Source organism: Microvirga sp. GCM10011540 (assembly GCF_042650665.1).
In the GTDB taxonomy this organism is placed as follows: Bacteria; Pseudomonadota; Alphaproteobacteria; order Rhizobiales; family Beijerinckiaceae; genus Microvirga; species Microvirga lenta.
This window is the reverse complement of sequence record NZ_JBHSBQ010000017.1, coordinates 1-21,034: the sequence shown is the minus strand read 5'-3', so window position 1 is coordinate 21,034 and position 21,034 is coordinate 1. Positions and strand designations below refer to the sequence as shown.

Here is a 21,034-nt window from a genome sequence, read left to right as displayed (position 1 = left end):
GTTTGCCAGTTTAAAACCAGTTGATTGACTCGACAGAGCCTGTTTGATTTGCATTCTTACCGACGCACAACAGGCGCACCCCAGCGCCGCGAGGGAATTGACGATGAAGCGACTTCCGAAATTTCTCCTATCAGCCGCCATGGTGGCCACCATGGCGACGTCGTTCTCGGCCGTGAAGGCGGCGACGCCGCCGGACACGCTCGTCCAGGCCTGGCAGATCGACGACATCATCACGCTCGATCCGGCCGAGATCTTCGAGTTCACCGCCTCCGAGATCGCCGGCAACACCTATGAGCGCCTGATCAACTACGATCCCAAGGACGTCTCGAAGATCTATGGCGAGGTGGCCGAGTCCTGGACGGTTTCCCCCGACGGGAAGACGATCACCTTCAAGATCCGCGAAGGCAAGAAGTTCGCCTCCGGCAACCCGCTGACCGCCGAGGACGTGGCGTTCTCCCTTCAGCGCGCCGTCATCCTCGACAAGTCCCCGGCCTTCATCCTCGGCCAGTTCGGGCTGACGAAGGACAACGTGAAGGACAAGATCAAGCAGACCGGCCCGTACGAGGTCACCATGGAGCTCGACAAGGCCTATGCGCCGAGCTTCGTCCTCTACGCGCTGACCTCCACCGTCGCCTCCGTCGTCGACAAGAAGCTCGTGATGCAGAACGAGAAGGACGGCGACCTGGGCTATAACTGGCTCAAGACGCATTATGCCGGTTCCGGCCCGTTCTCGATCCGCGACTGGAAGGCGAACGAGGTCGTCGTTCTCGAGCGCAACCCGAACTACGACAAGAAGACGCCGCTGGCCCGCGTGATCTATCGCCATATCAAGGAAACGGCCACCCAGCGCCTCCTGCTGGAGAAGGGCGACGTCGACATCGCGCGCAACCTCAACCCCGAGGAGCTCGCCGCCGTCTCGAAGGACCCGAACATCGAGGTCGATTCCGGCGCCAAGGGTACGCTGTACTACCTGGGCCTGAACCAGAAGAACCCGAACCTCGCCAAGCCCGAGGTTCGCAAGGCCCTGAAATATCTCGTCGATTATGCCGCGATCGCGGACACGATCATGAAGAACAAGGCGGAGGTCCATCAGGCCTTCCTGCCGGAGGGCTTCCTCGGCGCGGTCAACGAGAACCCCTACAAGCTCGACGTCGCCAAGGCGAAGGAGCTTCTGGCCCAGGCCGGCCTGAAGGACGGCTTCACGGTGACCATGGATACCCGCTCCACCGCCGACATCACGGCCATGGCGCAGGCGATCCAGCAGACCTTCGCGCAGGCCGGCATCAAGCTGGAGATCATCCCGGGCGACGGCAAGCAGACCCTGACAAAGTATCGTGCCCGCCAGCACGACATCTATATCGGCCAGTGGGGCGCGGATTATCAGGATCCGAACACCAACGCCGACACCTTCGCGGCGAACGACAACAACGCGGACGATGCTTCGGCGAAGCCGCTGGCGTGGCGCAATGCCTGGGATCCGGGCCCGCTGACGGCCAAGACCCGCGCTGCGGTGATGGAGAAGGACCCCGAGAAGCGCGCTCAGATGTACAAGGAGCTGCAGCAGGCGGTTCTCGACGACGGCCCCTACGTGATCTTCCTGCAGCAGATCGAGAACATGGCCATGCGCAAGAATGTGGATGGCGTCGTGATCGGTCCTTCGTTCGATACCAACAGCGTGGCCCAGGCCAAGAAGAACTAAATTTTCAATGGCTTCTGAAACGATGACTCGGAGCGGAGGGCACGATGCCCTCCGCTCCTTCCTTAAAAGGACCGCACAGTTCCTTCTCGTGCTGGCGACGACCCTGCTCGGTCTGATTGCCGTCACCTTCTTCATCGGCCGCGTCGTGCCGATCGATCCGGTCATCGCCATCGTCGGCGACCGTGCTCCGGCCCATGTCTACGAGAGGGCGCGTGAGGAACTGGGTCTCGATCTGCCGCTGATCCAGCAGTTCGGCATCTACGTGAAGAAGGCCGTCACCGGCGATTTCGGGAATTCCGTCCTGACCACCAATCCGGTGATGACGGACATTGCGAACGTGTTTCCCGCGACCCTCGAGCTTGCCACCCTCGGCACGATCATCGGAACGCTGCTCGGCATCCCGCTCGGTGTGCTGGCCGCCGTGAAACGCGGCAGCCTCATCGATCAGCTCGTGCGCCTTCTCGGCCTTGTCGGCTATTCCGTGCCGATCTTCTGGCTCGGCCTCATGAGCCTGCTCCTGTTCTACGCGAAACTCGGCTGGGTCGGCGGGCCGGGCCGCATCGACGTGACCTATTCCTATCTCTATACCCCCGTCACGGGCATCGTTCTTCTCGACACCGCGATGCAGGGGCAGTGGGATGCGTTCTGGGACGCGGTCTCGCACATCGCGCTTCCGGCCTGCCTCCTCGGCTATTTCTCGCTCGCCTATATCAGCCGCATGACCCGCTCCTTCATGCTGAACGAGCTGGCGCAGGAATACGTGATCGCCGCGCGGGTGAAGGGTCTCTCGGAGATGCGGGTGATCTGGCGCCATGCCTTGCGCAATGCGGCCGTTCCCCTCGTGACCGTGATCGCCCTCTCCTACGCGAACCTGCTCGAGGGCTCCGTGCTGACCGAGACGGTCTTCGCCTGGCCGGGGCTCGGCCAGTACATCACCAACTCCCTGCAGAATGCGGACATGAACGCCGTGCTCGGCGGCACCCTCGTGATCGGCGCCGTCTTCGTGCTGCTCAACCTGGTGTCCGATCTGCTCTACCGCCTTCTTGATCCGAGGACACGCTGATGGTCGGCGCCCCTCCCTTTCCGCAACCGTCCGCCACGCAGGCCTGGCTTCTTTCGCCGGAGCCGAGCTCCCGCTGGCAGGCTCGCCTCGGCCGCGGCTATCTCGGCTGGCGCGCCTTCACGAAGAACCCGCTGGCCGTGCTGGGCCTCGGCATCGTCGTGCTGCTGATCCTGGTCGCCATCTTCGCCGACCTGATCGCGCCCTATTCCCCGATCGCGGGCGGAGATCTGCGAACGGAGCGGCTTCTGCCGCCGAGCGCGGAGCACTGGTTCGGCACGGACGACCTGGCGCGGGACATCTTCTCGCGCGTGGTCTACGGCTCCCGCATCACCCTGTGGGTCATCGTGCTGGTGGCTCTCATCGCGACGCCGATCGGCCTGCTGGTCGGCACGGTGTCCGGCTATCTCGGCGGCTGGGTCGATACGGTCCTGATGCGGATCACCGACATCTTCCTCGCCTTCCCGCGCCTGATCCTCGCGCTGGCTTTCGTGGCCGCCCTGGGTCCGGGCATCGAGAACGCGGTGATCGCCATCGCCATCACTTCGTGGCCGCCCTATGCCCGTATCGCACGCGCCGAAACCCTCACCATCCGCAACAGCGATTTCATCGCGGCGGTAAAGCTCCAGGGCGCCTCGACGCCGCGGATCATCCTGGGCCACGTGGTGCCGCTCTGCATCTCGTCCCTCATCATCCGCGTCACTCTCGACATGGCGGGCATCATCCTGACCGCCGCCGGCCTCGGCTTCCTCGGCCTCGGCGCTCAGCCGCCGATGCCCGAATGGGGCGCCATGGTCGCGACCGGACGCAACTACCTCATCGACCAATGGTGGGTCGCCGCCATGCCGGGCATCGCCATCTTCGTGGTGAGCCTCGGCTTCAACCTGCTGGGCGACGGCCTGCGCGACGTTCTCGATCCGAAGGCCGCCAAATGACCAAGCCGCTTCTCGACGTCGAAGACCTGCGCGTCCGCTTCCACCTTCGCACCGGCACCGTGGAAGCGGTGCGGGGCGTGTCGTTCCAACTCGGCCGCGAGCGCCTCGGCATCGTCGGCGAGTCGGGTTCCGGCAAGTCGCAGACCGGGCGCGCGATCCTGGGTCTCACCCCGCCGCCCGGCGAGGTGACGGCCCAGCGCCTCGCGTTCGACGGCATCGATCTTCTCACCGCCTCGAAGCGGACGCTGCGCGAGCTGCGCGGCGGGCGCATCAGCATGGTGATGCAGGACCCGAAATACTCGCTGAACCCGGTCATGACCATCGGCGAGCAGATCATCGAGGCCTACCGGGCCCATGCGAGGAAGGCCGGCCGCGGCGAAGCGCGGGACCGGGCTCTCGCCATGCTGGAAGCCGTGAAGATGCGCGATCCCGGCCGCGTCTTCGCTCTCTATCCGCACGAGGTGTCGGGCGGCATGGGGCAGCGGGCCATGATCGCCATGATGCTCGTGACCGAGCCGGACCTCCTCATCGCCGACGAGCCGACCTCGGCCCTGGACGTGACCGTTTCGATGGAGGTCCTGCGCATCCTGGACGAACTCGTTTCGGAGCGCGGCATGGGGCTCATCTTCATCTCGCACGACCTGAAGCTGGTCTCCTCATTCTGCGACCGGGTGCTCGTGATGTATGCGGGCCGCGTGGTCGAGGAACTGCAGGCCAAGCATCTGCGTGAGGCGAAGCACCCCTATACCCAGGGGCTCATGAGCTGCCTGCCGACGCTGGCGAACGACGTGCGTCCGCTTCCCACCCTGAACCGCGACCCCGCCTGGGCGCAGTGACAGATCCGATGCTCGATATTCAGAACCTCAAAGTCGTCTACGGAACGGGCCGCCTTCGCGTCGAGGCGGTCAAGAACGTCAGCTTTCATGTGGAGGCCGGCGCGTCCTACGGGCTGGTGGGCGAATCCGGATCCGGCAAGTCGACGGTCCTGCGCGCCATCTGCGGTCTGGCGCCGATCTCGGGCGGGCATGTCCGGGTGGATGGAAAGGAAGTGAAGACGCCGCGCGAGAAGAGCTTCTATCGCACGGTCCAGATGGTGTTTCAGGACCCTTATGCCTCGCTCCACCCCCGTCACACGGTGGATCGGACCCTCTCGGAGCCCCTCGCCATCCATGGGGAGAAGGATGCGGAGGCGCGGATCCTCCAGGCACTGAAGGAAGTGGGGCTCGGCCCCTCCTTCCGGTTCCGCTATCCGCACCAGCTCTCCGGCGGCCAGCGCCAGCGCGTCGCCATCGCCCGCGCGCTCATCCTGCGCCCGAAGGTTCTGCTGCTCGACGAGCCGACTTCGGCGCTGGACGCCTCCGTGCAGGCGGAAATCCTCAATCTGCTCGACGACCTGCGGCGCGAGCTGGGGCTGACCTACATTCTGGTGAGCCACGACCTCGCCGTGGTCGCGCATCTCTGCGAGCGGCTGCTGGTGATGCAGCACGGCGAAGCCGTCGAGGAGACCACCTCCGTGGCGCTCCGGTCAGGCCAAGCCTCGAACAGCTACACGCAATCGCTGATCCAGGCGAGCCAGGGCTTCTCGCGAGAGGCGCCTGCACCTCTGGCCATCTGATCCTTCCGTCCGACGTCAACCCGGTTGAACTGACCCATGCCCCGCACTCCCCTGATGCCGGTCTTCGATGGCCACAACGACGTTCTTCTTCGCCTGATGCGCGGAAGGGCCGAGCCCGAGAAGGCTTTTCTCGAAGGCGACAATATCGGCCACCTCGACTGGCCCCGCATGAAGGAGGGTGGCTTCGTCGGCGGGTTCTTCGCCGTTTATGTCCCGTCCGACAATACGGGCGGCATCGACATCGATGCCCTCATGGCCCGGCCGCAATACGACGTGCCCCTGCCGCCCCAGCTCGAGCTCTCGCCGAGCCAGCAGGTGACGGTGCACATGGCGTCCCTGCTCCTGCGGATCGAGCGCGCCTCGAAGGGCGAGGTGAAGGTCTGCCGGAGCGCGTCCGACATCCGCCACTGCATCGACAGCGGGATACTCGCGGCCATTCTCCACATCGAAGGGGCCGAAGGCATCGACCCGGACCTGTACATGCTGGACGTGCTCTACGGCAGCGGCCTGCGCTCGATCGGGCCGGTCTGGAGCCGCTCCAACATCTTCGGCCATGGCGTCCCGTTCCGCTATCCGTCGTCTCCGGATACAGGCCCTGGATTGACGGACCACGGACGGGAACTCGTCCGGGCCTGCAACCGGCTCAAGATCATGCTCGACCTCTCGCACCTCAACGAGAAGGGCTTCTGGGACGTCGCGAAGATGAGCGATGCGCCTCTGGTGGCGACCCACTCCAATGCCCATGCGGTCTGCCCCCATTCCCGCAACCTGACCGACAAGCAGCTCGCCGCCATCCGCGAGAGCCGCGGCATGGTCGGCATCAACTTCGCGACCTCCTTCATCCGCCCCGACGGGATGCGCAACGACGACACGCCGCTGGAAGAGATGATCCGCCACATGGATCACCTCATCGAGCATGTGGGCGTTGACGGCGTCGGGTTGGGCTCGGATTTCGACGGCGCGACGATCCCGGCCGAGATCGGCGACGTGCGCGGCCTGCCGCGCCTCGTCGATGCCATGCGCCGCCACGGCTACGACGAGGCCACCGTGCGCAAGCTCTGCTACGAGAACTGGGTCAACGTCCTGGAGCGGACCTGGGGCTACTGAGCCCCGGGCCTCAAGCCTCCGCCTTCGAGGTCAGGGCGAAGAGGCTGGCGATCCCGCCGACCCCGAGCATCAGGAAGAGGCTGACAGCGTTGATCGCCGGCGAGGCGCCCTCGCGCATCTGGCCGTACATGGTGATCGGCAGCGGTGCGTCGGAGCCGACGAGCATCAGGGTCGTGTTGAAGTTCTCGAACGACATGAGGAGCGCGACGAGACCCGCGCCGATGAGGGCGGGTTTCAGGAACGGCAGCGTGATCGTCCGCAGGACCCTCGCCCGGCTCGCCCCGAGGTCGAGCGCCGCCTCCTCCAGCGAGCGGTCGAACTTCCGCAGCCGCGCCGCGATGATCAGGGTCGAGATCGTGAGAATGAACGAGAGCTGCCCGAGGATCACGAGCGGCAGACCCGGACGGAGCGGATCGAGATCGGTCTGAAGCCAGTCCTCGAGCCCGTTCGCGACGCGGGAAAAGAAGGCCAGGATCGAGATGCCGAGCACGACGCCGGGGATGACCAGCGGCCACAGCATCATCATGGCCAGAAAGGTCTTGCCGCGGAATTCCGCCCGCTCGAGCACCCAGGCGTTCACGGTGCCGACGACGACGGCGAGCAGGGCGACGGGAATCGCCACCTTGAGACTGTTGCCGATGCTCGTGAGCCAGATCGGGTCCATCAGGACCCCCGGCTTGCCGAAGGCGGATCCGTCGCCGATGAACCAGGCCAGGGTGAAGCCCCGCCACGGCGGCGAGGGGAACGGGCTGGCATTGAAGGCGAAGATCGCCACGACCAGGAGCGGCGCGAACAGGAACACGTAGAACGCCGCGATATAGAGCTTCCAGACGAAGGACGGACGGTTCATCTCAGGCCTGCCTCAAGGTCGTGCCCAGGCTCTGCCCCGTCAGGCGCAGGCCCACCCACACGATGGTGGAGGACAGCAGCAGGAGGAGCATGCCGAAGGCGGCTCCTTGCGGCCAGTTGAAGCGAGTGATGAACTGGGCGTAGATCTGCTCCGTGAACCACAGCCCGTTCTTGCCGCCGAGCAGCACCGGCGTCGCGAAATTGCCCACCGTCAGCATGAAGACGATAATCGAGCCCGCGACGATGCCCGGCATCGCATGAGGAATGACGATGCGCCGGAGCACGGTCCATCGGCTGCCGCCCAGATCGAAGCCCGCCTCGACCACGGCGGGCTCCAGGCTCTCCAGCGCATTGGCGAGCGGCACGATCATGAAGAGCAGTCCGCCATAGACGAGGCCGAGGATCACGGCTCCGTCGTTGTAGAGCATCTCGACCGGCTGATCGGCGAGGCCGGTCATGCGCAGCAGATAGGAAATCACCCCGGTCTCCCGCAGCAGCATCATCCAGCCCAGCGTGCGCACGAGTTCCGACACCCAGAACGGCAGGAGGCAGAGGAGGAGGAGCATCGCCTTCGTCCGTCCCCGCGCCACGCGGGCGATGTAGAGCGCGATGGGAAAAGCCAGCACGAGCGTGATCGCCGTGACGAGGATCGACATGATCGCCGTGCGGGCGAAGGTGCGCCAATAGAGCGGCTCGGTGAAGAATTCGAGATAGTTCCCGGCACCGAAGGCATAGACCCGCGGCGCCACCCTCTCGCTGAAGGAGAGGATGAGGATCTCCACGTGCGGCAGGACGATGAGCAGCCCCAGCCAGAGCACGGCCGGAGCCATCAGGAGGAAGAGGGTCAGGCGCTGCGCCGATCTCATGCGGCGAAGACCTTCGTCGCTTGGGACGCCCAGCCGAGATGGATCGGCGCGCCGACCGCGATGCCGGCCAGCGGCCCGGCCTGGGGCAGCACCGCGCGCACGGGCTCGTCGAAGCCGGGCGTCTCGACGAGCAGGCTCGAATTGGCCCCGTCGAACAGCACCGCAGCGACGCGGCCCTCGAGACGGTTCGGAAGCGTGCCGAGTGCGGCCTGATCCTGGGACAGGGCAATGGCCTCGGGGCGGACGAAGGCAAGAGCGGATTTCTGCGAAGCAGCCCCCTCCCCCATGATTGTCGCGCCGGAGGGAAGCCGCAATGCGACCGTGCCGCCCGCGGTGGAAGCAATCTCACCCTGCCAGCGGTTCGTCTCGCCCACGAAGCTCGCCACGAAGGGCGTGGCCGGGTTGTGGTAGAGCTCGCGCGGACTTCCCACCTGCTCGAAGCGTCCCTGGTTCATGACGGCGATGCGATCCGACATGACGAGGGCTTCGGACTGGTCGTGGGTGATGTAGGCGAAGGTGGTGTTGAAGGTCGCCTGCAGCTGCTTGAGCTCGATCTTCATGTGCTCGCGCAGCTTGAGGTCGAGCGCCCCGAGGGGCTCGTCGAGAAGAACCAGGGTCGGCTCCAGGACCAGGCAGCGGGCAATCGCCACGCGCTGACGTTGGCCGCCCGAGAGCGCGGTCACCCGACGGTCGCCGAAACCCTTCAGGCCGACGCGCTCCAGCATGCGGTTGGCCCGCTCCTCCGCTTCGGCGCGGGCGACGCCGCGGCACGTGAGCCCGTAGGCGACGTTCTCGCCGACGCTCATCATCGGGAAAAGGGCCAGGCTCTGAAAGACCATGTTGACGGGGCGGCGGTTGGCCGGAACCCCGATCATGGACTTGTCGCGAATGCGGATATCCCCCGATGTCGGATCCTCGAAACCCGCGATCATGCGCATGAGCGTGGTCTTGCCGCATCCGGACGGCCCGAGGATGGAGAAGAACTCGCCGGGAGCGACGCTGAAGGTCACGTCGTCGACGGCCCGATGGGAGCCGAACCGTTTCGTGATGTTGAGAAGGTCGAGATCCGGAGGAGATGTCATGGACGCCACAAACGTAAAAAAGCCATCCCCCGGACCGGCCGGGGGATGGTGATCCGCAGAGGAGGTGGTTACGAGCCGGCCTTCAGACGGTCGAGGATCTTGCCCTCGATTTCCTCGATGCCGGCCGGCACCGCCGGGTACCACTTGATGTTGTCGATGGCGGCCTTCGGGAAGCTCTCGGCGAACTGATCCTTCAGCTTGCCCTGCATGAGCTTGTCCGCGCCGTTGGAGGCCGTGAAGTTGCCGGCGGCAGCCGCCACCTTCGCGGCGATCTCGGGACGCATGTTGAAGTTGATCCACTTGTAGGCCGCGTCGTCGTTGCGGCCCTTGGCCGGGATCGCATAGGTATCGACCCAGCCCAGCGCACCGGACTTCGGAGCGACGAACTTGATCTCCGGGTTTTCGGAGTTGAGCTTCCAGCCGCCCGTGTCCCAGGCCATGGCGGCGACGACTTCGCCGGACCGGATGGCATTGAGGAGCTGGTCCTTGCCGTCCCAGAAGAACTTCACGTTCTTCTTGCAGTCCGCGAGCTTGGCGCCGACCTTCTCCATCATCTCCGTGTAGGCCTTCGGATCGTTGTAGGCGGCGAAGGGATCCATGCCGTTGGCGAAGGCGAAGGCGATAAGGGTCGGACGCTTGGCGCGGAAGCTCGCCTTTCCGGCGACCGCATCGCTGCAGAGGTCGGTGTAGTCGGCGACGTTGGGAGCCGCCTTGGTGTTCACGACCAAACCGTCCGTGCCCCAGATGTGGGGTACGCCGTAGACCTTGCCGTCGACGGTCGTGTTCTTCTTCGTGGCTTCGAGCATCGAGCCGATGAACTGGTCCGTCTTGATCTTGGAAAGATCGAGCGGCTTGTAGATGCCGAATTCCTGCTGCGGCCCGGCAATGCGGTCCTGGCTCGGCTGCACGAGGTCGAAGCCGGCCCCCTGAGTGGCACGCAGCTTCGAGATCATCTCCTCGTTGTTGGAGAGCGTGACCTCGACCTCGATGCCCGTCTCCTTGGTGAACTGCTCGATAATGTCCTTCGGAGCGTAATCAGCCCAGGTCAGGAGCCGCAGCTTCTCGGCGGCGTGCGCCGTGCCTGCGACCATGAGTGCGGCAAAGGCCGTGGCCAGCTTCAAGCCGGCGCGCTTGGTCAACATCATATTCCTCCATTGTGGTCCGGGTTCGGCCCGTGTTCCCCAGTTGCAAAATTATATGACACTCCGACGACGCGCTACTGATTTAAGCAAGTTGTCCTGATTTCCTGAGCCGGCTCAGAAGAGAAGGCGCCGGCTGACAGGAGCCGGGTGCCCGGCTATTGAAGAGCATTCATTCCTGGAGCCCTCCCGATGCGCACCCTCTACCCCGAAATCGAACCCTACGATCATGGCCTGCTCGATGTGGGCGACGGGCACCGGGTCTATTGGGAGCTCTGCGGAAACCCCGACGGCAAGCCTGTCGTCTTCCTTCACGGCGGACCTGGCGGAGGCTGCTCGCCGACGCAGCGCCGGCTGTTCGATCCGGAGAAGTACCGCATCCTGCTGTTCGACCAGCGCGGCTGCGGGCGCTCCACGCCCTATGCGAGCCTCGATGCCAACACCACCTGGCATCTGGTGGCGGACATCGAACGCCTACGCGAGATGCTGGACGTCGAGAAGTGGATGGTCTTCGGCGGGTCCTGGGGCAGCACCCTTGCGCTCGCCTATGCGGAAACGCACCCGGAACGGGTGAGCGAACTGGTGCTGCGGGGCATCTTCACCCTGCGCCGCGCAGAACTGCTCTGGTACTACCAGGAAGGCGCGTCCTGGATGTTTCCGGACAAGTGGGAGCGGTTCCTGGCGCCTATTCCCCCGGAGGAGCACGGCGACCTCATGGCCGCCTACCGCAAGCGCCTCACCCACGAGGATCCCGTGATCCAGATGGAAGCCGCCAAGGCTTGGAGCCTGTGGGAAGGCGAGACGATCACCCTCATGCCGAGCCAGGACTACAGCGACCAGTTCGGCGACGGGCATTACGCCCTCGCCTTCGCCCGGATCGAGAACCATTACTTCGTCAACGAGGGCTTCTTCGACGAAGGACAGCTCATCCGCGACGCCCACCGGCTGAAGGACATCCCCGGCGTCATCATCCAGGGGCGCTACGACATCGCCACGCCGCCCAGGACGGCATGGGACCTGCACAAGGCCTGGCCGGAGGCCAGGTTCATCATGGTGCCGGATGCAGGCCACGCCATGACCGAGCCGGGCATCACCCACCACCTCATCGAGGCCACCGACGCGTTCGCGAGGGCCTAGCGCCCCCGCGAACCGGCGAGGCGACTACTTTGCGGTCCAGCCGCCATCCATGGAGAGATTGGCGCCGGTGATCTGGCTGGCCGCATCGGAGCAGAGGAAGACGGCGGCGGCCGCGACCTGATCGGCCGTCACGAACTGCTTGGTCGGCTGAGCCTCCAGCAGCACGTCGTTGATGACCTGCTCCTTGGTGAGCCCCCTCGCCTTCATGGTGTCGGGGATCTGCTTCTCCACGAGCGGTGTCCAGACATAGCCCGGGCTGATGCAGTTGACCGTCACGCCGTGGGTCGCCAGCTCCAGCGAAACCGTCTTCGTCAGCCCGACGACCCCGTGCTTGGCGGCAACGTAGGCCGCCTTGAACGGCGAGGCGACGAGGGAATGGGCCGAGGCCGTGTTGATGATGCGCCCCCACTTGCGGGCCTTCATCCCCGGCACGGCGGCGCGGATCGCGTGGAAGGCCGAGGAGAGGTTGATCGCGATGATCTGGTCCCACTTCTCGATCGGGAAGTCCTCGATCGGGGAGACGAACTGGATGCCCGCATTGTTCACGAGAATGTCGACGCCGCCGAAGGTCTCCTCCGCCAGACGGATCATGTCGGCGATCTCCTCGGGCTTCGACATGTCGGCAGGCGAATGGATGGCCTTGACGCCGAACTCGCTCTCGAGCCCGGCCCGCGTCTTCTCGATCTCGTCCGCCGGTCCGAAGCCGTTGAGAACGATGGAGGCGCCTTCCTTGGCGAGGGCGCGCGCGATGGCAAGGCCGATGCCGCTGGTCGAGCCCGTGACAACGGCGGTCTTGGATTTCAAAGTCATGAAATGCTCCGGATATGCCTCGAGGTTCGGCATGGATCGAGGTTTTGACATAACATGAGGCGCCGGAGGAGGGTCAATCGACCTTGGATCGAGAATGAAGGTTGCCGGACGCCCCCTCTCGATACATGCTTCAGGCGCATGCCTGCATCCTTCCCTTGCCGTTGAAGGATTTTCACCGATGTGAGAAGGGCCAGTGGCCCGGTTTCAGCCCATCCGACGAGGTATCGTGCAAACACCGAGAATTCTCGCCTGCGGCGACAGCGCCCTATCCGTCGAGTTCGGAGAAACCATCGATCCGGACATCAACGGCAAGGTCCTTGCGCTCGACGATGCCCTGCGGATGCGCTCCCCGGCCGGCCTGCTGGAAACGGTGCCGACCTACCGTTCGCTGCTGGTGCAGTTCGATCCCACGCTCACGGATTATGATGCCCTTGCGGCCCTCCTGACGGCAGAGGCCCAGGGCCTCGCCCCCCGCGCCTCCACCGGCAGGCGCTGGCGCATCCCGGTCGTCTATGGCGGTGAATACGGGATCGATCTCGAAGATGTCGCCGAACGGCACGGTCTGACGCCGCGGCAGGTCATCGACCGCCATGCCGGCGCGGTCTACCGGGTCTACATGATCGGATTCCTGCCGGGCTTCGCCTATCTCGGCGGGCTCGATCCCACCCTCGCCACCCCGCGTCGGACGCAGCCGCGCGCGAAGATTCCGAGCGGCTCGATCATCATCGGCGGCGCGCAGGCGGCAGTCGGCTCGATCGAATGCCCCAGCGGCTGGCACATACTCGGGCGCACGCCCGTGCGCAGTTATGCCCCGGAGCGCGACCCGGCCTTCCTGCTCGGAGCGGGAGACGAGGTCGTGTTCGAGCCTGTCGATGCGTCGCGCTGGGACATGCTCGATCGCGAGGCGCAGGCCGGCGGCGTCGTGGCCGAGGAGATCCGCCCATGATCGATCTCGTTGTCAAAGCCTGCGGGCCCATGACCAGCCTGCAGGATCGCGGGCGCCACGGCTATCAGAGGTTCGGCGTCTCCCCCTCGGGAGCCATGGACGCGCGCTCCCTGGCCGCCGCCAACGTTCTCGTCGGCAACCCGCCTGAAACCGCCGCCATCGAGTTCGTGAATCTCGGCGGCACGTTCACGTGCAGCGGTGGCGATCTCCGGATCGCGGTGGTCGGCGCCGACTGCTCCTTGAGCATCGACGGAGTGCAGGTCGCGCCCAATACAGCGGCGCTCCTCAGGGAGGGGCAGGAGGCCCAGGTCGGCCACGCCCGGACCGGGACGTTCGCGTATCTGGCCGTCGCCGGAGGCTTCGCGGTCGAGCCGCAGCTCGGCAGCCTGTCCTTTCACCTGCGGTCGCGCCTGGGCGGCCTCGACGGAGCCCCGCTCCGGCCCGGAGACCGGCTCTCCTGCAAGGCGGAGGCGCAGCCCGGCGAGCTGATGCACCTGCCGCTCGAGGCACCGCCAACGGATGCCCCGATCCGCGTGATGCTCGGACCGCAGGACGACTATTTCACGCCAGCGGCGATCCGCACCCTCCTGGAAGGGGAGTTCACCGTCAGCCCGCAGGCCGACCGAATGGGCTTCCAGCTGACGGGGCCGCAGATCGAGCATGCCAAGGGCTTCAACATCGTGTCCGACGGAATCGTGACCGGCCACATTCAGGTGCCGGGAAACGGCCAGCCCATCGTTCTCATGCGCGACCGGCAGACGGCAGGCGGCTATCCGAAGATCGCGACGATCATCAGCGCCGATCTCGACCGCTTCGCCCAGCTGCGCCCGGGAACGTCCGTGCGCTTCAAGGCCGTCGAACGGGAAGAGGCGGTTACGGCGGCGCGCCAGATGAAGGACTGGATCTCGTCCCTCCCGGCCGCTCTCGTGCCCGTGCGGTTCGACCTGACGACGGAGCACCTCCTGAGCGTGAACCTCATCGGCGGCGCTGTGGATGCGCTGGCCCCGAGAACGCCGGAGACCGCGGCCTCGTGACGGTCGGCCACGGATTCTCCGAGACGCCTCTGCCAGGTTAGCCGGCTAGGAAAATTGAGAAGCCTGTCAAATAACTGCAATAGAACTGTCATCATTCTCGTTCCATGAACAGGGCCTCTCCTCTGTTGAACCTCTTGAATGGATTGCCCGGATGGCAAAGAAGAAGACCAAGTCCCCCTCCAGCGCGCTGGGATTGAAGCTCCCGAAGGATCTGCGCAAGCCCGGCTGGCTCGACGAGCTTCTCCACTCGGAGATCGGACGCCGGATTCTCGCGGACGCCCTCGTGGCCGCCGCCGGGGCGGCGGCTGTCGCCCTCACGCGCCACCAGCCGGTTGCGAAGAAGATCACCCGGGCCAAGAAGGCTACGGCCGAAGCCGGTTCGGAAGCGGCCTCCGTCACCAAGAAGCTGGCGAGCTCCGCCGCGGAGATCGCAACGGAGACCGTCGCCGGCGTCGCCCAGTCGCTTCTGCCGGAAAACGCCGCCGTCCCTGAGGACAAGGACACGGCCGAAGGCAAGCAGTCCAAGAAGCGCCGCAAGAAGGACAAGGCCGAGACCCGGTAGCCCGGGACGCCCGGCCCATCGGAACGGCAGCGGAGGAGCGGCATCGCGCCCGCTGCCCAGGCAAGGAAAGAAGGGCGGCCCCGGGGCCGCCCTTGTTGTTTTCAGGCTCAGGCGATCTTGCCGCCGCCCTGTTTCGTGATGACGAGAACCGAGGGACGCGTCGGCATGTTGTCCTTGAAGTCCGGCCAGCGCGTGGCGGGATTCTCGAAGGTCGACGGCGCGCCCTCGTCCACCTCGGCCGGATGCTGCACGGCCAGGAAGAGCGTCTCGTCGTTGGGCGTGAAGCAGGGACCGCACATCTCCGCACCAAGCGGCACGCGGAAGAAGTGCTTGGACGTGCCGCGCAGCTCACCTTCCGTCTCGAGAGCCCAGAGACCGTCCGCGCGGCCCGTCGTCTTGGCGCTGTTGCCGTCCGTCGAGATCCAGAGACGTCCCTGACTGTCGATGGCGCAGTTGTCGGGCATGCCGAACCAGCCGTTCCTGGTCGTCTCCGACGAGAAGGTCGCGCCGACCGAAGCCACGGAGGGATCGCCGCACTTGACCAGCACTTCCCAGGCAAAGGTCTTCGCGGCATGGTCGCCGCCTTCGGGCATCATTTCGACGATGTGGCCGAACGCATTGTTGGCGCGCGGGTTGGCGGGATCGACCTGCTCCTCCTTGCGGCGGGTGTTGTTCGTCAGCATGACGTAGACGCGGTTCGTGGCCGGATTGGCCTCGATGTCCTCGGGGCGGTCCATCTTGGTCGCGCCCAGGAGATCGGCCGCGCGCCTCGTCTCGATGAGAACGTCGGCCTGGCTCCGGAACCCGTTCGCTTCCGTCAGCGGCCCCTCGCCATGGACCAGGGAGAGCCACTCGCCCGTTCCATCCGGGTTGTACTTGGCGACGTAGAGCGTGCCTTCATCGAGGAGGCCGAAATTGGCGGCGCGGTCTTCCCGGTTCACCTTTCCGGCCGTGACGAACTTGTAGACGTAGTCGAAGCGCTCGTCGTCGCCCAGATAGACGACGTAGCGGCCGTCCTGGTTCGTGATGCCGGCAGCGCCCTCGTGCTTGGTGCGCCCGAGAGCCGTGCGCTTCTTCGGCACGAAGGTCGGATCGAAGGGGTCGATCTCGACCACCCAGCCGAAACGGTTGGGCTCGTTGGGCTCCTTGGCGACGTCGAAACGGTCGTGGAACTTGCCCCAGGCATAGGCGGGGGATCCGAGGCCATAGCGCTTGTAGTTCTTGGCCTCGGCATGATCGTCGGCGACCTTGCCCCAGAAGTAGCCGTTGAAGTTCTCTTCGCAGCTCAGCCACGTTCCCCAGGGGGTGACGCCGCCGGCGCAGTTGTTGACCATGCCGTGGACACGGCGGCCGCTCGGGTCGGCGGCGGTCTTCATCCGCTCGTGACCGGCCGCCGGACCCGTGATGTCCATCGGCGTCTCGGCCGTGATGCGGCGGTTGTACCTGGAATCCTTCACGACCTCCCAGCGGCCGTTGCGGCGCTGGATTTCGACCACCGCGCCGCCATGGGCCGCCATCTCGATATCGACGAGGTCCTTCGTCATCTTCGAAAAGTTGACGTCCTTGGAATCCTGCACGCCGATGCCGGGGAACATCAGCTCCTCGTTGGTGTATTCGTGATTGACGACGAGCAGGCCGTGATCGCTCGACCCGTCGATGGGGATGTAGCCGACGAAGTCGGTGTTGTAGCCGAACTGGCGGCTTTGCTTCTGCGCGCTTTGCGACATGGGATCGAAGTCGGGCGCATCGGCGAAGATCGGGTCGCCCCAGCGCAGCAGGACCTGGGCGTCATAGCCTTCGGCGACGTGGTGGGTCTCGTCGACGCCCGCTTCGATTTCCTTGAAGTCGAACGACGAGGCCATGCCCTTCTTGGCAGGCTGCTCGTTGGCCGCGAGGGCGCGCTGGCCCAGGGTGGCGGAAATCGCCGCAACGGCGAGCGAGCCGCGGAGCAGATCGCGCCGGTTGAAGCGCGCGGCGATGACCTCGCCCATGGTGAGGTTTGCGGTCGGGTTGTTGCCGACATCGCCTGAATCTTCCAGCTCGCTTGCGCGAAGACGGGTCATCTTCTCGTCCATATCCGCTTCTCCCATGTGAGATGACAGCGGTTTAGAACGGTTCCATGTAAGCTTGGTGACAGGCCTCCCGGCCTGTCGTCCCATCGCCTTCCAGAACTCGATCAGGCCGTCCTGACGCCGCTGGCATCGACCCGGTCCGGCGCACCGGATGCCTTGGCCTCGCGGCGGCGCTCGTGGAGAATCCATTCCGTATAGCCGTTCGGCTGTTCGCGCCCCTTGAACACGAGATCGGACGCAGCCTGGAAGGCCGGGCCGTCGAAGCCCGGCGCCATCGGACGGTAGAGCGGATCGCCCGCATTCTGCCGGTCGACGACCTCCGCCATGCGGCGCAGGGTCTGCATGACCTGGTCGTGCGTGACGATGCCGTGCCGGAGCCAGTTGGCGAGATGCTGGCTGGAGATGCGCAGCGTCGCGCGGTCCTCCATCAGGCCGACGTCATGGATGTCCGGCACCTTGGAGCAGCCCACGCCCTGATCGATCCAGCGCACCACATATCCGAGAATGCCCTGGCAGTTGTTGTCGAGTTCCTGCTGCACCGCGTCCGGCGCCCAGTTGGACTGCGAGACGGGAATGGTGAGGATGTCCGCCAGTTTGGCGGGCGAGCGCTGTTTCAGCTCCTCCTGGCGGGCATGCACGTCCACCTGATGGTAGTGCAGGGCATGGAGCGTGGCGGCGGTCGGCGACGGCACCCAGGCGGTGTTGGCGCCGGCCTGAGGATGCCCGATCTTCTGGACCATCATGTCGGCCATCTTGTCCGGAGCCGCCCACATGCCCTTGCCGATCTGTGCGTGCCCCGGCAATCCGCAGGCGAGGCCCACATCGACGTTGTTGTCCTCGTAGGCCTTGATCCAGGGCGTCCCCTTCATGTCGTTCTTTCGCACCATGGGACCCGCCTCCATGGAGGTGTGGATCTCGTCGCCGGTGCGGTCGAGGAAGCCCGTATTGATGAAGAAGATGCGCTCCGCCGCGGCGGCGATGCAGGCCTTGAGGTTGACGGTCGTTCGCCGCTCCTCGTCCATGATGCCCATCTTCAGGGTATTGCGGGACAGCGAGAGCATGTCCTCGACGGCGGCGAACAGATCGTTGGCGAAGGCGACCTCGTCGGGCCCGTGCATCTTTGGCTTCACGATGTAGACCGACCCCGTGCGGCTGTTGCGCAACTCGCCCGTGCCGCGCAGGTCGTGTATCGCGATGAGGCTCGTGACGGCCGCGTCGAGGATCGTCTCGGGGATCTCCTGTCCCGTCTCGTCGAGCACCGCATCCGTGAACATGTGATGGCCGACGTTGCGCACCAGCATCAGGCTGCGGCCGTGCAGGCGGACCTCGCCGCCGTTCGGCATCCTGTAGGCCCGATCGGGATTGAGGCGCCGCTCGACCGTCCTGCCGCCCTTCTCGAAGCTCTCGCTCAGGTCGCCGCGCATCAGCCCCAGCCAGTTCCGGTAGACCAGCACCTTGTCGTCGGCGTCGACGGCCGCGACGCTGTCCTCCAGGTCCATGATGGTGGAAAGAGCGGATTCGATCACCACGTCGGCAACGCCGGCCGGATCGTCGGCTCCGATCGGACTGGTCCTGTCGATCCTGATGTCGAGATGCAGGCCGTTGTGCCGCAGCAGAATCGCGGAGGGATTGGCGGCCTCGCCCTGGTAGCCGACAAGCTGGGTCACGTCCGCAAGAGCCGTTTCCCCGCCGTCCTGAAGCCGGATTGTCAGCGCACCGCCTTCGATCGCGTAGGCACTGGCATCCTTGTGGCTGCCCCCTGCGAGCGGAGCGGCCTGGTCGAGGAACTCCCGCGCCCGCTCGACCACCTGGGCGCCGCGCACCTTGTTGTAGCCCCCTCCCCGCGTCGCGCCGCCCTCCTCGGGAATGGCGTCCGTGCCGTAGAGAGCGTCATAGAGGCTACCCCAGCGGGCATTGGCGGCGTTCAGGGCATAGCGCGCATTCGAGACCGGCACCACGAGCTGAGGCCCGGCGGTCCGGGCAATCTCGTCATCGATGCTGCGGGTCGAAACCGCGAAATCGTCCGGCTCGGGCCGGATGTATCCGATCTCCCGCAGGAAGGCCTCGTACTCCGCCGGGTCGAAGGCCCTGCCGGCTCTCGACCGGTGGTACTCGTCGATCCGGCCCTGCAGATCGTCCCTGACGGCGAGAAGGTTCCGGTTGCGGGGGGCGAATTCCCTCACGAGAGTGGACAGCCCGCTCCAGAAGGCATCGGCCGAGACTCCCGTTCCGTTCAGCGCCTCGCGCTCAATGAAATCGTGGAGGACCGGTGCAATCTGGAGACCGCTCGTCTGGACGCGCTTCATCTTTCCCGCTTTCGTCGGTTGTGACCTGTTCGTAGCTTAGTGCCACCGGACAAAAAGAGAAGATGACCCCTCCCCTCGACCGCACTTCGGAGCGAGAGGAAAATTTGCAGATGGCTCAAGGGGACTAGAAGACGACCTCCACTTGGCGCAAGATGTACGAAGGTCCAAGACAAGATCCGACATTGCATTCGACCAGAACATCGATTGGTTAGCCGCAGGGATTTCAGGCCGTGCCTCGTCGCTTTTTCAGGCCGCCGATTTCGAAGACGCTCTGGTTTCTCCAGATAAGCTGTCTCGCGTCCCTCGGCCTGGCCGGCCCCACAGCCGCACAGAGCCCGGAGCGGATGTGGCACGTCACCGGCTATGCGAGCCGATGGGCGAATACCGACCTGCTCGACGTGCCGGAGCGCTCATTCAGAGGAAACCTGACCTTCGAGGATGCGAATTTCGTCGGTGCGGGCCTGGCAAGGGTGATCGTTCCCTCGTTCTCGATCCCTGTTCCCGGCACCGATTTTGCCTTCCGCGGGAACAGGATCGAAATCGAAGGGCAGGTTCTTCGCCACTTCGGCAGCCAAAGCCATTGGGAGGGAACGGTCGCGATCATGTTTCGGACCGGGCAGATCCCTCTGTTCGGAGGCCTGAGCGTCAATTTCGCCGTGGGGGAAGGCCTGTCCTACGCCTCGGAACGGCCGGCGCTGGAAGGAAGCTTCCGTGTCGAGCCCACGCGCTTCCTCAACTATCTCGCGTTCGAAGCCGAATTTTCCCACGCCTCGCTGCCAGGGGTCTACTTCGTCCCGCGGATCCATCACCGGTCCGGAATTTTCGGCGTCATCGCCCCGAGAGAATCCGGCTCGAACTTCATAGGAGCAGGCCTCAGAATTGATCTTCCTTGAGCAAATCGGGCCGTTTTCTCGAGGCGCAACTGAATCCGCAAAACAAAAAACCCTGCCCGGATGGGCAGGGTTAAGTGATCTCCTCGCCTTCGGAAGTGTCGATCCGAAAACATTTCGATTAGGACATATGGTTTCTGTTGTGTCAATCAACAAAGACTTCTCGTCTTTTTTTCCTAATGTCTTCGCAGAGTTTCATCATAGATTCCTATGAGGCGAAAACGTATTACCACTTTGGTATGCCGCCTTGCATAAAAACAAATCTGCAAGTGTTGCAGCATTGTCATAGCCGAATGCTTCAGCGTCCACATAGACTGACACGCGTGACTCCTCACACAAGGGATGACGATTATGAGAAAGCTCGTTTTCGGCCTTCTTGCCGCAACGGCCAGCACGGCTCTTGCCGTGTCCGCCGCCTCGGCTGCAGACCTTCCGATCCGGACGNTTCCGATCTTCACCTGGACCGGCTTCTACGTGGGCGTGAACGCCGGCTACGGCTGGCATGAGAACAATCGGAGCTCGATCTTCGTGCCTGCCGGCACCTTCGCGGCGCCCTTCGCCGGCACGAGCGGCGTTCTCAGGTTCGGCGAAGACAGCGGCGAAGGCTTCGTCGGCGGCGGCCAGATCGGCTACAACTATCAGTTCGGCTCCTTCGTGGCCGGTGTCGAGGCCGACCTGCAGTGGGCCGATCTCGGCGGCAGCGAGGGCGTCGCGTTCGTGCCGCCCGGCTTCCCGCCGACATTCATCCCGGCTGGCGCTGCCGGCGGCATCGACTGGTTCGGCACCGTCCGCGCCCGCCTCGGTGTGGCCTTCGACCGCGCTCTCATCTACGCCACCGGCGGTTTCGCCTATGGCGGAGCTGACGACAACAGCGGCTTCAACGGCTTCAACGGCTTCGTCAACGACGACGACGTGCGCACCGGCT

At 65.0% G+C, this 21,034-nt stretch carries 18 protein-coding genes; 11 read left to right on the top strand and 7 right to left on the bottom strand.

Annotated elements, in window-relative coordinates; genetic code table 11:
• The first annotated feature begins 103 nt into the window (after window positions 1–103).
• From ACFOYU_RS07190 to ACFOYU_RS07165, 6 genes are read left to right on the top strand one after another with little or no spacing between them, the layout of a single operon-like run.
• A complete protein-coding gene (locus ACFOYU_RS07190; protein ID WP_377033035.1) occupies window positions 104–1,699 on the top strand; it encodes an ABC transporter substrate-binding protein in 1,596 nt (531 codons plus the stop codon).
• A gap of 22 nt (window positions 1,700–1,721) precedes the next feature.
• Entirely contained in the window at window positions 1,722–2,762 is a 1,041-nt protein-coding gene (locus ACFOYU_RS07185; RefSeq protein ID WP_226737108.1) for an ABC transporter permease, read from the top strand.
• Entirely contained in the window at window positions 2,762–3,694 is a 933-nt protein-coding gene (locus ACFOYU_RS07180; RefSeq protein WP_226736871.1) for an ABC transporter permease, read from the top strand. The genes ACFOYU_RS07185 and ACFOYU_RS07180 overlap by 1 nt, the downstream gene beginning before the upstream one ends.
• Complete coding sequence (locus ACFOYU_RS07175; RefSeq protein WP_226736873.1) at window positions 3,691–4,530, top strand: ABC transporter ATP-binding protein; 840 nt, start codon at window positions 3,691–3,693, stop codon at window positions 4,528–4,530. Before ACFOYU_RS07180 ends, ACFOYU_RS07175 begins: the two co-directional genes overlap by 4 nt.
• An 8-nt stretch (window positions 4,531–4,538) precedes the next feature.
• Window positions 4,539–5,309, top strand: a complete 771-nt coding sequence (locus ACFOYU_RS07170) for an ABC transporter ATP-binding protein (RefSeq protein ID WP_226736875.1) — start codon at window positions 4,539–4,541, stop codon at window positions 5,307–5,309.
• 36 nt (window positions 5,310–5,345) lie between these two features.
• Complete coding sequence (locus tag ACFOYU_RS07165; protein WP_377033034.1) at window positions 5,346–6,416, top strand: dipeptidase; 1,071 nt, start codon at window positions 5,346–5,348, stop codon at window positions 6,414–6,416.
• A gap of 10 nt (window positions 6,417–6,426) precedes the next feature.
• Here the strand turns inward: ACFOYU_RS07165 and ACFOYU_RS07160 are convergent, their stop codons facing one another.
• The 4 genes from ACFOYU_RS07160 to ACFOYU_RS07145 form a co-directional block, all read right to left on the bottom strand.
• Window positions 6,427–7,266: an ABC transporter permease gene (locus ACFOYU_RS07160; protein WP_226736879.1), complete on the bottom strand. Its 840-nt coding sequence runs from the start codon at window positions 7,264–7,266 to the stop codon at window positions 6,427–6,429.
• Between the two features lies 1 nt (window position 7,267).
• Window positions 7,268–8,131, bottom strand: a complete 864-nt coding sequence (locus ACFOYU_RS07155; RefSeq protein ID WP_377033033.1) for an ABC transporter permease — start codon at window positions 8,129–8,131, stop codon at window positions 7,268–7,270.
• On the bottom strand, window positions 8,128–9,213 hold the full coding sequence (locus ACFOYU_RS07150; RefSeq protein WP_377033032.1) for an ABC transporter ATP-binding protein: 1,086 nt from the start codon (window positions 9,211–9,213) through the stop codon (window positions 8,128–8,130). The genes ACFOYU_RS07155 and ACFOYU_RS07150 overlap by 4 nt, the downstream gene beginning before the upstream one ends.
• Before the next feature lie 68 nt (window positions 9,214–9,281).
• Window positions 9,282–10,358: an extracellular solute-binding protein gene (locus tag ACFOYU_RS07145; protein WP_377033031.1), complete on the bottom strand. Its 1,077-nt coding sequence runs from the start codon at window positions 10,356–10,358 to the stop codon at window positions 9,282–9,284.
• 186 nt (window positions 10,359–10,544) lie between these two features.
• On the opposite strand from ACFOYU_RS07145, the gene pip reads away from it, so the two are divergent.
• Window positions 10,545–11,489: a prolyl aminopeptidase gene (gene pip, locus ACFOYU_RS07140; RefSeq protein ID WP_377033030.1), complete on the top strand. Its 945-nt coding sequence runs from the start codon at window positions 10,545–10,547 to the stop codon at window positions 11,487–11,489.
• 24 nt (window positions 11,490–11,513) lie between these two features.
• Here the strand turns inward: pip and ACFOYU_RS07135 are convergent, their stop codons facing one another.
• Window positions 11,514–12,299: a 3-hydroxybutyrate dehydrogenase gene (locus ACFOYU_RS07135; RefSeq protein ID WP_226736889.1), complete on the bottom strand. Its 786-nt coding sequence runs from the start codon at window positions 12,297–12,299 to the stop codon at window positions 11,514–11,516.
• A gap of 226 nt (window positions 12,300–12,525) precedes the next feature.
• Here ACFOYU_RS07135 and pxpB point away from each other — a divergent pair, with 226 nt between their 5' ends.
• From pxpB to ACFOYU_RS07120, 3 genes are all read left to right on the top strand, one after another.
• Complete coding sequence (pxpB, locus tag ACFOYU_RS07130; protein WP_377033029.1) at window positions 12,526–13,245, top strand: 5-oxoprolinase subunit PxpB; 720 nt, start codon at window positions 12,526–12,528, stop codon at window positions 13,243–13,245.
• Window positions 13,242–14,279 (top strand): biotin-dependent carboxyltransferase family protein, encoded by a 1,038-nt coding sequence (locus ACFOYU_RS07125; protein WP_377033028.1) that lies wholly within the window; start codon window positions 13,242–13,244, stop codon window positions 14,277–14,279. The genes pxpB and ACFOYU_RS07125 overlap by 4 nt, the downstream gene beginning before the upstream one ends.
• 151 nt (window positions 14,280–14,430) lie before the next feature.
• On the top strand, window positions 14,431–14,841 hold the full coding sequence (locus ACFOYU_RS07120) for a hypothetical protein (protein ID WP_377033027.1): 411 nt from the start codon (window positions 14,431–14,433) through the stop codon (window positions 14,839–14,841).
• A 107-nt stretch (window positions 14,842–14,948) separates the two neighbouring features.
• Here ACFOYU_RS07120 and ACFOYU_RS07115 read toward each other — a convergent pair whose 3' ends face one another.
• Entirely contained in the window at window positions 14,949–16,916 is a 1,968-nt protein-coding gene (locus ACFOYU_RS07115) for a PhoX family protein (RefSeq protein ID WP_377033026.1), read from the bottom strand.
• Between the two features lie 101 nt (window positions 16,917–17,017).
• Entirely contained in the window at window positions 17,018–19,219 is a 2,202-nt protein-coding gene (locus ACFOYU_RS07110; protein ID WP_377033025.1) for a malate synthase G, read from the bottom strand.
• A 344-nt stretch (window positions 19,220–19,563) separates the two neighbouring features.
• On the opposite strand from ACFOYU_RS07110, the gene ACFOYU_RS07105 reads away from it, so the two are divergent.
• A complete protein-coding gene (locus tag ACFOYU_RS07105; protein WP_377033024.1) occupies window positions 19,564–20,112 on the top strand; it encodes a hypothetical protein in 549 nt (182 codons plus the stop codon).
• The last annotated feature ends 922 nt before the right edge of the window (window positions 20,113–21,034 follow it).